At 37.2% G+C, this 13,662-nt stretch carries 10 protein-coding genes; 2 read left to right on the top strand and 8 right to left on the bottom strand.

What is annotated here, in order from left to right; translation table 11 throughout:
• The first annotated feature begins 74 nt into the window (after positions 1-74).
• The gene (locus PVV70_RS04470; RefSeq protein WP_273758094.1) at positions 75-1,016 is read left to right on the top strand and encodes a glycine--tRNA ligase subunit alpha; all 942 of its coding nucleotides are present in this window, start codon (positions 75-77) and stop codon (positions 1,014-1,016) included.
• A complete protein-coding gene (glyS, locus tag PVV70_RS04465) occupies positions 1,016-3,238 on the top strand; it encodes a glycine--tRNA ligase subunit beta (protein ID WP_273758093.1) in 2,223 nt (740 codons plus the stop codon). Before PVV70_RS04470 ends, glyS begins: the two co-directional genes overlap by 1 nt.
• 1,535 nt (positions 3,239-4,773) lie before the next feature.
• Here glyS and PVV70_RS04460 read toward each other — a convergent pair.
• The 8 genes from PVV70_RS04460 to PVV70_RS04425 all read right to left on the bottom strand — a co-directional run bounded on the left by PVV70_RS04460 (position 4,774) and on the right by PVV70_RS04425 (position 13,618).
• On the bottom strand, positions 4,774-5,268 hold the full coding sequence (locus PVV70_RS04460; protein ID WP_273758092.1) for a F0F1 ATP synthase subunit B: 495 nt from the start codon (positions 5,266-5,268) through the stop codon (positions 4,774-4,776).
• An 11-nt stretch (positions 5,269-5,279) separates the two neighbouring features.
• On the bottom strand, positions 5,280-5,846 hold the full coding sequence (locus tag PVV70_RS04455; protein WP_273758091.1) for a F0F1 ATP synthase subunit B: 567 nt from the start codon (positions 5,844-5,846) through the stop codon (positions 5,280-5,282).
• A gap of 129 nt (positions 5,847-5,975) precedes the next feature.
• Positions 5,976-6,206: a F0F1 ATP synthase subunit C gene (locus PVV70_RS04450; protein WP_012231167.1), complete on the bottom strand. Its 231-nt coding sequence runs from the start codon at positions 6,204-6,206 to the stop codon at positions 5,976-5,978.
• A 54-nt stretch (positions 6,207-6,260) separates the two neighbouring features.
• Entirely contained in the window at positions 6,261-7,019 is a 759-nt protein-coding gene (locus PVV70_RS04445; protein ID WP_273758139.1) for a F0F1 ATP synthase subunit A, read from the bottom strand.
• Positions 7,020-7,026: 7 nt separating this feature from the next.
• A complete protein-coding gene (locus PVV70_RS04440) occupies positions 7,027-7,461 on the bottom strand; it encodes an AtpZ/AtpI family protein (protein WP_273758138.1) in 435 nt (144 codons plus the stop codon).
• Between the two features lie 1,820 nt (positions 7,462-9,281).
• The gene (der, locus tag PVV70_RS04435; RefSeq protein ID WP_273758090.1) at positions 9,282-10,706 is read right to left on the bottom strand and encodes a ribosome biogenesis GTPase Der; all 1,425 of its coding nucleotides are present in this window, start codon (positions 10,704-10,706) and stop codon (positions 9,282-9,284) included.
• A gap of 4 nt (positions 10,707-10,710) precedes the next feature.
• Positions 10,711-11,382, bottom strand: a complete 672-nt coding sequence (locus PVV70_RS04430; protein WP_273758089.1) for a tetratricopeptide repeat protein — start codon at positions 11,380-11,382, stop codon at positions 10,711-10,713.
• 463 nt (positions 11,383-11,845) lie between these two features.
• Complete coding sequence (locus PVV70_RS04425; RefSeq protein WP_273758088.1) at positions 11,846-13,618, bottom strand: SLC13 family permease; 1,773 nt, start codon at positions 13,616-13,618, stop codon at positions 11,846-11,848.
• Positions 13,619-13,662: the final 44 nt, after the last annotated feature.

The following is a 13,662-nucleotide window of genomic DNA, read 5'->3' as shown; positions in this document are numbered from 1 at the left end:
TAAAATAATAAACAAAGAGACTAAAATTTCTTTGTCCGCTATTTGTATCGTTCAATATTTAAAGAGTATAAAGTGTGAAACTGCCTGAACATCTTAACCCTAAACATTCTTTTCAGGGACTCATCTTAACTTTGCAAAATTATTGGGCCCACTATGGATGCGCAATTTTGCAACCTTACGATATGGAAGTTGGAGCTGGAACTTTTCATCCAGCAACAACGCTACGCTCTCTAGGTCCACGACCTTGGAAAGTCGCTTATGTCCAACCCTCTCGGCGTCCAACAGATGGCCGATATGGTAAGAATCCAAATCGTTTACAACACTATTATCAATTCCAAGTGCTTCTCAAACCCTCTCCACCCAATCTACAAGAACTTTATATAAAGTCGCTACAAGCTATCGGGCTTGATACACAACTGCATGATATTCGTTTTGTTGAAGATGATTGGGAAAGCCCAACCCTTGGCGCTTGGGGACTCGGATGGGAATGTTGGTGCGATGGGATGGAAGTCTCTCAATTTACTTATTTTCAACAAATTTGCGGCATTGAATGCGCCCCAGTTTCAGGAGAGCTCACATATGGTCTTGAGCGTCTAGCGATGTATATCCAAGGGGTTGATAACGTCTATGATCTTAACTTTAATGGTTTGGAGAAAGAAAATAAAATAAGTTATAGAGATATTTTCCTACAGGCAGAACAGGAATATTCATATTATAACTTCGAATTTGCTGATACAAAACTGCTCCACCAACATTTTATCGATGCTGAACGCGAATGCAATACACTTCTTGATGCGGGAAAACCCAATAAAGAAAATGCATTCCATCGCTGTGTTTTTCCTGCCTATGATCAATGTATTAAAGCGAGTCATATCTTTAATCTTTTACAAGCACGTGGCGTTATTTCTGTAACTGAACGACAAAATTATATTCTTCGCGTTCGTGATCTTGCACGCCGTTGTGGGGAAGCCTTCTTACTCACAGAAGCTGGACAAATATATACTGGAGATGCCTAATGTCTGATCTTCTTCTTGAACTTTTTAGTGAAGAAATCCCTGCACGTATGCAACGAAAAGCTGCTACTGATCTAAAAAAAGCTGTTACAGATCAACTTGTGAATGCTGGATTGACCTATAAAGCTGCTCGTGAATATTGGACCCCCCGTCGACTAACATTGGATGTACGCGGACTTTCTATACGCTCAAAAGATATCTATGAGGAACGCAAAGGTCCCAGTACAAAATCACCACAACATGCAATTGATGGCTTTCTACGTGCAACGGGGCTCAACGATATTTCTGAAGCACATATTGGGCATGATGATAAAAAAGGTGATTTTTATATTGCTAAAATTGTAAAAAAAGGCAGGGCAGCAGAAGAAATTATTGCCGATATTTTACCAGATATTATCCGTAACTTTCCGTGGCCAAAATCCATGCGTTGGGGAAAAGATTCAGCAAAAAGTGGTGCTCTCAAATGGATTCGACCTTTACAAAATATTCTTTGCATCTTCGGACCAGAAATTGGTGAAACGCATGTTATTCCGTTTACAATTGGTTCTCTTGAAAGTAACAACCTAACTTATGGTCATCGTTTCTTAAGTGACGGAAAGCCATTCCAAGTGCGCCGTTTTGATGATTATGTGACGCAACTTGAAACTCATAAAGTCATTCTGGATGCCGAAAGACGAAAGAATATTATTTTAGCTGATGCCCAAAATCTTTGCTTTGCAAACGGTTTAGAACTGGTTCAAGATAATGCACTCCTAGAGGAAGTTGCTGGTCTTGTTGAATGGCCTGTTATCCTTATGGGTGATTTTGACAAATCATTCCTTGATATTCCTCCCGAAATTATTCGCTTGACCATTCGGGCCAATCAAAAATGTTTTGTCACCCGGAAACAAGGAGAAAAAATAAAGCTTTCTCATCATTTTATTCTTGTTTCTAATATTCTTGCAAATGATGAAGGCAAAGAAATTTCGAAAGGAAATAGTAAGGTTGTCCGTGCCCGTCTTTCTGATGCCCTGTATTTTTGGCAAACAGATCAGCGTGATTTGCCCGATATTCAACACTTGGAATCTTCTGTAAAAAAATTTGATCTTGATATAAAGAAACCTCTTGATCAAAGAATGGCGCGACTTGATCATTTAAATGTAACTTTTCACGCCAAATTAGGTACGCAAGGTGCAAGAGTAGAACGCATCGCTAAACTCGCACAAAAAATAGCACCTTTAATACAAGCAGATCCTCTCTTAGCAAAACGTGCAGCAATCCTTGCAAAAGCTGATTTGCAAACGGAAATTGTCGGAGAATTTCCTGAACTGCAAGGGGTTATAGGACAAAAATATGCTCTTCTTCAAGGGGAAGATCCTCGCGTAGCTGTCGCAATTGAAGAGCATTATAAACCTCAAGGACCAACAGATCGTCTTCCTCAAGAACCACTTGCTATAACCATTATGCTCGCCGACAAAATTGACATGCTGGTTGGCTTTTGGCTCATTAATGAAAAACCAACGGGCTCGAAAGATCCCTATGCATTGAGACGAGCAGCCTTGGGAATTATTAGGCTTGTACTTTCGCGGGATTGGAAAATTAATCTCATGCCACTGTTTCAGTTGGCAACGAATCTTTTCGTACAACAAAAAAATAAATATGAAATCTCTCAAAGAGAAAATCCACAATTGCAAAATCTTTTTCCAGAAAAAACAGAAGCTATTTTATCTGATCTGTTATTCTTTTTTCATGACCGCCTAAAAATCTATCTAAAAGAAGAAGGGGCTCGCTACGATGCTCTTGAAGCCGTTTTAAATAAAGATTCTGATGATTTTTTATTGGTTGCACGTCATGTCGAATCTCTTATTGCTTTTATCAATACCCATGATGGAATGAACTTTGTAGCCTCGGTAAAACGTACAGCCAATATTCTTGAAAATGAATTTCAAAAAAACACAACAATCGCAAATGAAATTAATCCTGATCTCTTTATTGAGACAGAAGAAAAGCAGCTCTATCATGCAATCTGTGAAGTAGAAAGAAAAGTTTTTGCTCCCATCAATGTAACAAATTTATCATTTGCACTCGATATTCTAGCGCCACTTGGAAAATTGATTGATCTATTTTTTGAAAAGGTATTGGTGAACGATAAAAACCTTGATGTTCGTGCTAACCGTCTTGCTCTTCTCAAACGTACTCACACAATTACACAAGCGGTTGCAGACTTCTCGAAACTTGTCCTTTAAACCTAAAATGTCCATTAACTGATAAGAAATAATAAAGGTAAATTTTTTCTTCTTTTTATTAATGAATATTCCAAAATCTTAGAAAGAAGTTTTCCGTGAGATTTGATCTCACTTTAAAAAGCAGTAGAATTTTTATCGTCAATGACACTTTATATCGTAATATTTTCTTATCATAAGTCCCTTCTCTCTTATTGAATCAATCAAAATCATATTCTTGCACCTGACAAGCAGGAGTAGTTTGTTGGTAACATATTGAAGACAATAGTAAAAACGCTCCTCATGAACGGAGCCAAGTGCTGTTGCAAAATTAGGAGAATTGGCCAAGTAATATAGGTACTATCGATCTGAATTTTTATTAAAACAAAAAGATGGTTACACTCAGTAGATTTTATACACTTTACGGGGAGGTACTACTCTTCACGGATGTCGTCGTAAAATAAAGGAAGAGTATATGTTGAAAAATATCTTTTAAAAACAAGTACATAAATGTTTAGCACATAGGTATTCTGTAAGACAAAATGCCATTGGATTGCGCATTCATTGGTTTTTTTAAAGAAAAATTTCTTAAGCCCCCCCAAGCCCTTTTCACAACAAAACCCATGAATGGTATTGTGATAAAGCCATTGAGTACCACCATCTTTACCGCTTATAAAGGAGAGATCGAGCTCTGTCACACACTTTGCCTGCCCCAAATGCTACCGATAACCCTTAGCTTTTGAGACGATTCATAAGAGAGTGTTCTTTCTTGTAGAATTTTTGCCCACAAACCACCCCCGCTTGTCACGTGTAAGAAAATGATTTTGATTGATTCAATATAAAACAGATTTGAAATGAGAAAATCTTACGGTATTCAGGATTCTAATCCAAATTGAACAACGATAAATTAGTTATATAAATTAATATATTGCATATTAAAATACTCTATTTTTTTATAAAGAGCGTACTTCCATTTAAAAACATTTCTCTGTGAGTTTTGAGATAACTTTTAAAAAATTATAGAATCTCCAGTGAAAATGATACTTTGTAATGACTTGTCAAAAAATTGAATAAATCATCAAAAAGCAAAATTATTGATTTATAATAACCAACTTATCGCTTTCGCATATTCAATGAGAATATAGAAAAAAATCTCTTACTTTAAACTCTTCCATCATGAGTAATAACCGTCTTTAGATGATGGCGATAGATAAGAGAGATAAAAAACTGATAAAAAGAATTCTTAAAAAATGAGAGAGGTGCTTTTCATAAAACCGCTAAATATAAAAGCAGTTGTTCAATAAAAAAATGGCCGTAATATCTTAACTGATAACACAATAACGATACTCGCTTATCGCTTCATAAAAATAAAGACAATAGCACTCCTCATTATAATCTTTATGAATAGAATCAAAAGACGAATCTAAGCTAGGGAATAGTGCTCTCTAAACTCAATGCATAACCAATTCAAAACTAGCATCACGACATAATAGATTAAGGCATTCAATAATGAAAAAATTATGCACCTAAAGAAGCAGTTTCTTATCTCTAAAACACCATTAATTAAGATGTGTTTTCATTTTGCTCAATGATTCTTTCGAAAGAGCTTCTTTAACGGGTTCATCTGCCCCGTTAGAATCTAATTCCTTTGCGATAAGGATACGTGCCGTAGAAATTGCCAAATCGATAGCCGATGCAGAAACCATGCGTATTGCATCCGCTTCTGCCTGAGCGATTTTTTGCTCTGCCAATTTATTGCGGTTTTTTACATATTCTTCTGCTTTTGTACGCGCCTCAGCAATAACAGATTCAACTTCATGCTTTGCTGCTGCAATAATTTCTTGCGCATCTTTTTCTGCTTCCGCGTGTTTGCGTTGATATTCAGCTAATATTTCCTGTGCCTCTTCACGAAGACGCAAAGCCTCATCCAACTCATCTTTGATACGCTTTGCGCGTGCATCAAGATAGTGTATAATCTTCTGTGGAATTTGGAAATAGACTAAAAGAGCTAAAAAAAGAACTAATCCAACAAAAGCCCAAAAAGTATCACTCATCTTTGTCTTCCTTAATAATCCGCAGTTTTCACAACTGAACGAACAACCTCTTTGCTGATATCAACATCAATCAATTTTTTCACAATTTCAAGGGCGACTTCTTCAGCGATAGAATCAACATTTTGCATCGCTTTATCGCGAATTTTTGCTATCTGTTTTTCAGCATCTGCAAGTCTTTTCTCTAAACGCTCTTCAATTTCCTGCCGTTCAAGTTCAGCCTTTTCTTTTAATTTTTCACCAGCTGCTTGTGCTATAGTATGAGCTTTCAAACGTGCTTCTGCTAATTCCCTCTCATAAGTTTCAACAACAGTGTCTGCTTCCTGCTTCATGCGCATTGCTTGATCTAAATCAGATGCAATTCGATCTCGACGTGTTTCAATAACACCACCAATACGCGGCGCAATCACACGAGAGATAAACAGATAAAAAAGTCCGAAAGAAATTGCCAACCAGAAAAAATGCGAACTAAAATGAACAAAATCAAAAGGCGGAAACACACGATTTGCATGCTCTGCCACTTTTTTGATATGTTCTATCGACGTTTCAGTGTTCTGTGCATAAGCGCTGGAAACAAACATCTTCTTTCATCCTTTAAATAGCTTAAGCCCTCTATCACCGATGGTAACTGACGAACATTTTTCTTAATTGAGAGCTAAAAGGGTAAATCTTTCCTCATAGCGAGAACAAACATACCCTTCTGATGATGATTAAACCCCAAAAAGAAGTAATAAAGCAATGAGCAATGAAAAAATACCCAAAGCCTCTGTCACAGCAAAACCAAAGACGAGACGTCCAAACTGACTATCTGCTGCTGATGGATTACGTAATGCACCAGAAAGATAGCTTCCAAAAATATTACCAAGCCCTAAAGCTGTTCCAGCCATACCAAAGCAAGCAAGACCAGCACCAATATATTTTGCTGCAAGCACTATTTCCATATTATTCTCCTTTAAAGCGAAATTGCACTATTCGACGGAAAACCGCCAATTCTATTAATGTCCTGGATGAATTGCATCATTAAGATACATACAAGTTAAAACTGTAAAGACGTAAGCCTGAAGAAATGCAACCAAAAACTCAAGAGCCGTAATCGCTACAGTCATAATAAGGGGCAAAATCGAACCACCAACGCCTACGATTCCTACCCCAATCATTGAAACAACAAACCCAGCAAACACTTTGAGCGTAATATGACCAGCAAGCATATTCGCAAAAAGACGAAGAGAAAGACTGATGGGGCGAGAGAGAAAAGAAATAATCTCAATCATTGTCACTAGAGGCAAAACTACCACAGGAACCCCACTGGGAACAAACAGTTTCAAAAAACTGACCCCATGCTTATAAAAGCCATAACCAATCACCGTTAAAATAACCACCATTGCCAACGAAAACGTGATCATGATCTGAGAGGTCACCGTATAAAAATAGGGGAAAAGACCAATAAAGTTAGCAACCAAAATAAAAGTAAACAGAGAAAAAACTAAAGGGAAAAACTGCATTCCCTGCACACCAGATGATTCCCGCAGAGTCGACGCTACAAACTCATAGGCCATTTCTGAAAGAGATTGCATCCGCGTTGGAACTAATCCACGACTTGATGATGAAATAAAGAGAAAAACGGAGGTTATAACAACCGTAACGACTGTAAACAATGATACATTTGTAAATGATAAATCCATATTTCCTATGGAAATCTTAATCAGCCGTGAAACCTCAAACTGATGAATAGGATCTGGAGCGTGCACTGTCACTTCAACCTCATTTATCGGACCTCTCATGGGCCCCTTTATTTTGTTCATCTTGGCGCAATACGCCTTTTTGTCCTAATTGACTGGAGGAAACATATCCCACAGACCGAAGAATACTCAATACACCAGCAGCAAATCCAAGAAAGAGAAAGAACACCAATCCCCACGGCCATGAACCTGCTAACTTATCAAACCCCACCCCCAAAACAACACCAACAATAACACTTGCTAGAAACTCACTGGAAAGCTTAATCGCATCCGCTATCCTTCCTTGTGATTTTTTCCGCCTATCCTTATGCTCCCGCTTCCTTAACGCTTGCTTACGTCCTAAAGCTACGCTTAAGTTTTTACTACGACATTCCAAATCCTCTGAATGAAAACACTCTCTTTGCTTTTTTTCTTCAGCCTCCTTGCGGCTTGTAACGGGTTTTTCGCCCATCGCCATCATCGGCTCCTTTATCAAAAAGCAAAGTAAAAATGCATCTCATAAAACCGTGTGCATCATATTGTTCCCGAATTTATTCGTCAAGACACTAAAAGAAATCTATCACAAATTATCGTATAAATTTTATCGCATAAATAACCTATTTTTCAATTCACATGATTTTTTTAAAAGATATTTCTTAAAGCCCCTAAACCAATTCCACAACATCACCCAAGAATACATAAAAGCTTCCGTAAATAATATAAAACTTTTAAGTTCTCCATCTTTATGCTTATGAAGAAACAAGCTGGCACCCTTATACACTTTGTTAACTCCAATGTTGCAACAGTCCTCGTCTTGAAAGAACGCATAAAAGACTTTTCTTTAATCGTTTTTACTCAGACATCAATCCGACTTGTGATGGCAAGGACACCATTTTAATTAATTCAATATGAACATGTTTGAAATATAAAGAAGCGTACGATATTTTGTGTTCTTAATTCAATATAAAAAGTGATAATTTATTATTATAAATCAAACTATTATTAAATTAATAACACTAAACATTAACACACTTGCACATCATCATTCTAGCTTGCAAACAAATGGAATGCTGTCTTGTTTTCCGTCAAAATCATATTTTTCCTCATATCATTTAAATATTCTGAACGTATGTAAATTCATCTACCCAAAACATACAAAATATATCGTGTAACACTTTGATAAGATAGCACAAACATAACTGATGTCTTATTCTTGGTAACAATAATATACTAAACACATATTCACTGAATGTGAATCAATCGCGTAGGCTTTACCCATCATGCGTTAAGGAAAATGGAAGCTATTAGTTTTTTTGCGTTATTTTAGCGCAACGTATTTATTTATAAGGATAATTTATAATTTTCACTTTTAAAAAGAACTCTGATAAGATATTCTTGCGTATTCATATTGAAGTCATCAAAACTGTTTTTGTATATCACAAGAAGGGTTGATGTGTGCTTAAAAACGGTTGAAAAATTGCTTTTTATGCTCTCTTTCAAAACGAGAATTGGTACAAATAGAATTGATACACTATTGAAAGCTGAAAATAATATGAACGCATTAGCTTGTGGCTTTTATTCAAGTAAACTTGTACTTTTTGTTTAACTGAAAATTCTCAACGGGTTGTATATGATTCCACTTGCAAAGTATTTTACGTTATCCTCTATTTACAGACACCATCGTGAAATAGGCTTAGAAGCACAAAGAGATTTTTCTTTAAGTACGAGATATAATAAATTTACAATTTTAAATAGAGCTCAATAAAACTTGAATACGACCGCTATACCGCTTTATACAATTTTAATCCACTTTTTGAATCTCACCCTTTGCAATTGAATATTGTTAGATTCCGCAAATATTTTTGCTTTTTATTTAGAAAAACTATCGCAAGCAAAAGCGCTTATGAATACCGTCTATTTTTATGAAAAGATAATTTAATGCTTCTTTTCAAATAAGCATCATCATTATATTTCCCTCCCCTCAGATTGCATTTATTTTTGCATTAAAATATACTCTTAAAAGGATTGTGTGCTCTTTCTTAAATACTCCCCATTAAATTCTTCTCATAACATGCGCATAGGGAATCTTTATCAAGAGAAAATAAAATGAGAAAGCTCTATAGCACTCATTATGAATGATTATTGATGAATCAAGACTTTAGAAAATAAAAAATTTTTTCTTTTATAAAAAAGGAGATGATTGTCTGTTGAAGTTATCATTTCATTTTCGATATTTAGAACACGACAAATCATGCAACAGCTTATTTTTAAGGTTCTATAGATTTCATTCACTTTTAATCATTTCTTTTGAGAGCGTGTCGCAAAAGGATTATCAGAAGCTCGTAATGATAGGCGCACTGGTATACCAGACATATCAAATGTTTCACGTAGCCCATTGACAAGATAACGCAAATAGGACTGAGGCATGACTTTGGGACGTGAGCAAGAAATCATAAATCCAGGGGGACGTGTTTTCACCTGTGTGATATATTTAACCTTCAATCGACGTCCCGAAACCGCTGGTGGTGGATGATGTGCCACAACAGTTTCAAGCCATTGATTCAATTTAGCCGTAGAAATGCGACGATTCCATACACGATGCATCATCATGACATTTTCCATGAGTTTATCAATCCCTTGACCATATTGTCCTGATAAAGGAACAGCTCTCAAACCGCGAACTTGAGGAAGAAATCGTGCACATTTTTCATGCAAATCAATCAATGTAGCCTGACTATCTTCAATAAGGTCCCATTTATTGAAAGCAATAACTGGAACACGCCCTTCGCGAATCACAAGATCAGCAATTTGTAAATCCTGCTTTTCAAAAGGCATCGTTGCATCAAAAACAATGACCACCACTTCTGCAAAACGAATGGCACGTAAAGTATCAGCAACCGATAGCTTTTCTAATTTTTCTTGAATTTTCGATTTTCGACGTAAACCTGCAGTATCAAAAAGTTGAATATGACGACCACGCCATTCCCAATCGACAGAAATAGAATCGCGTGTCAATCCTGCTTCTGGTCCTGTTAATAACCGATCTTGCTTCAGCATACTATTGATAAGGGTGGATTTTCCTGTATTGGGACGACCCGCAATAGCAATCCGAATGGGCTTGCTTTCATCGTACATAAGCCCCTCTTCTTCCAAATTGTTTATATCACCACCAACAGATGCAGGCTGTACCGTCATATCTTCTTCTTTGTTGTTGCCAAAAGCGCGCTCTGACCCAACAGCCTCTATAATGGCATCACGAAGATCGCTAAGTCCCAAACCATGTTCAGCCGATATCGGACACGGCTCTCCCAAACCTAATGACCACGCCTCATACTCTCCCCCTGTTGCGGCTTTTGACTCAGACTTATTGGCAACGAGCACAATCGGCTTCCCTGATTTGCGAACCAGTGAAGCAAAATTTAAATCACTCGGTGTTATTCCGCTCTTTGCATCAAATACGAATAAAACAAGATCTGCTTCATCAATCGCAGCTTTTGTCTGAGAACGCATACGCCCCTCAAGGGTATGATCTCCTGCTTCTTCCAGCCCAGCCGTATCAATCACATCAAAACGTAGATCTTGAAGTTTTGCAGCATGAATACGCCGATCACGTGTTACACCCGGCTTATCATCAACCAAAGCCAATTTTTGCCCAACCAAACGATTAAAAAGTGTTGATTTCCCAACATTGGGACGACCAACGATAGCAATGGTAAGGCTCATCGATTTATTCCTTATTTATCTTGCCCTCAGCTTGCATAAGCTCAAGCATTATTCGAGCCCGATCTGTTATATTTGATCTCAACACACCTTCTTCAGAAATTTTCTGAAAATAATCAACAGCCTCATCAATCTTCCCTGCTTTATAAGCAGCTAAGCCCAAAGCCTCTCGTGCGGACATACGCATAGGATCAATATCACTTGCCATATCTTTGACGCGCTTTTTGACATCCTCCAAGCTCCCTGTATCAACTAAAATATAGGCTGCTCGGATTTTTGCAACTTTCCGCAAAATCTGCGGTGCTTTCTCATCCGCTGCAACAGAATCAAAGATCTCTACCGACTTGATAAAATCACCTTGCTCCATGCGTAAAGAAGCCTCCCGCAAACGGGCAAGAAAAGGATAGCCCCCAAAATGAGAGTCTTTAACATTTTCCAATTGCTTTATCGCCTCATCAAAATGACGTGTATCCGCAAAATTAAGGCTTTTTACAAATGCATCACCAATATGGCTAGCTTTCTTTATTTGCGCATGATGATAAATTTGATAAGCAATTATCATGAGGATGAAAAGAAGAGCAGCCCCAATAATTGAAAAACCATACCGTCTCCAAAAAGCAAGTGCCTTTTCCTGACGAAATTCTGCATTAACTTCAGCAATAAAACTATCATACGACATATAACATACCTTGTAAAACAATTTACCTTCTACACTTTTACGCATAAATGAACAGAGATGGTAGCCCTCATTCACGAAAAATCTTTAATAAATTGCTCCGTTTATTCATTTTAAAGCAATATGTATTCCAATCGATTAGGCTTTTGCAACTGTATCAATTAAAAATGATGTAAATATCCTTTTGTTTCACATGACAATTTTTATATAATTTGAATTTATAAAAAAATCATGACCGTAATGTCGTACATGCGCTTGTTGATAATGTTAATCATTCTTTCCTAATTCAATGTATACCAAAGACAATTTTTAAAGTCTTTTAAAACAACCTGTTCCTTGTCTTCGGTTGTAGAATGGCATTAAATATACTCCCTAGGCTTTAAGTAAAAATTTTTATATATCTCTTCAACTTATCTTTCGATGAACAATCTTTTGGTATCGATCCTTAAAGCTTTCAAAAAATATCCTATTGTAATGGCCAAACCCACATAAGCATAGGAACAGCAACAATAATGATCAACACCGCTAAGGGAGCCCCCAAACGTGGATAATCACTAAAACGATATCCTCCTGGCGCCATCACGAGCATATTGCTTTGATGTCCAATAGGTGTAAGAAATTCACACCCCGCACCAATGGCAACAGCCATCAAAAAAGCTTCAGGCTTATAATGAAGAGAATGAGCAAAACTTGATGCGATGGGAGCGACCATCATAACCGTCGCGGCATTATTTAAAAATGGCGTGACCAACATGGCTGTCACCAACATCAGTGCTAAAGCACCAGATGGCGGAAAAAATATTGCCAATTGGCTCAGCCATTGACCAATGAGATCCGTACATCCCGTTTTCTCTAACGCTTCACTCACTGGAATAAGAGCCGCTAATAGGACTAATATTGGACCATCTAATGCCTGATACAGATCACGCGCAGGCAAAACGCGAAAAATAACCATTGCAGCAGCAGCAGAAAAGAAAGAAAAAGCAACTGGCACAATATGAAAAGCTGTAAAAATAATGGCTATAAATAAAATGGCTAAAGATATAAAACCATGTCGTAAATTTCCAAACACAATATTTCGTTTTGCTAAAGGTAAAGATTTCAATTCCCTTAATAAATTTGGAATAGCCGCATCTTGTCCTTGCAAAACAATCACATCTCCAAGATGAAAAATAATATCATCAAGTCTTCCTCGCACTCTTTCATGTTGACGACTTAATGCAAGCAAATTGACATTATAGCGATCAAAGAGTGAAAACTCTTTCGCACTAATGCCAATAAGAGGCGAATTATGCGTGATGACCGCTTCAATAATATCAATGTCACTGTCCTTATCTCCTGTAGAAAGAGTTCGTTCCTTAGAAAACTCTAAACGAGCAGAATTCATCACACTATCTATTCCTGTATGCGATCCTTCCAGCAAAACAATATCGTTTTCAGACAAAACAAAATCTGGTAGTGGCGAAATAGATACCTTGTTTCTGATGATTTGAATCACCATAACATCACCACTTGATGGCTTAACCAAATCAACAATACTTTTCCCCACAATAGGTGAATTTATTGGAATATGCACTTCTACAACATAATTACGAATATCAATGGCATCATCAAACGATCCACCCGAACGCACACGCACTGGCAAAAGCCAATAAAAACAGACCAAATATAAGACACCAACCGTCGCAATAACCGCACCAACTGGTGTAAAATCAAACATCGTAAAAGGTGTTCCTGCTAAACGTTCTTGCATCGCTGAAATAACAACGTTAGGAGACGTTCCTATCTGTGTCATAAGCCCCCCCAACAAAGAACCAAAAGCCATGGGCATCAAAAAGACAGAAGGAGAAACCTGAGAACGACGAGCAAACTGAAAAGCGATCGGAAGCATAATAGCCAAAGCACCAATATTTTTAACAAACATTGATAAAACGACAACAGAAAAAACCAAAAAAGCTAATTGAAGGCGCACCGATTTCACATCTGGCCATATACGCTGAATAATAAATTCCATTATACCAGAGCGTGATACAGCCGTACTGACAACAAACACACTTCCCACGATAATAACAATATCATTACTAAAACCGCTAAAAGCTTCCTTTGGACTGACAAGACCAACAGCACACGCTATTAATAATGTACAAATAGCGACAAGATCATAACGAAATCGATCCCAAATAAATACAACCATCATGAGACCAATGATCGAAAAGGCCATTATTTGATTTTCTGTCATAATACTCACCTCTCCCCATTAAGTTATAATGAATAAAAACATAA

This window comes from Bartonella sp. AU55XJBT (assembly GCF_028618525.1).
Note: the sequence above shows the minus strand (reverse complement) of the source record. Positions and strands in the feature narration are given on the sequence as shown.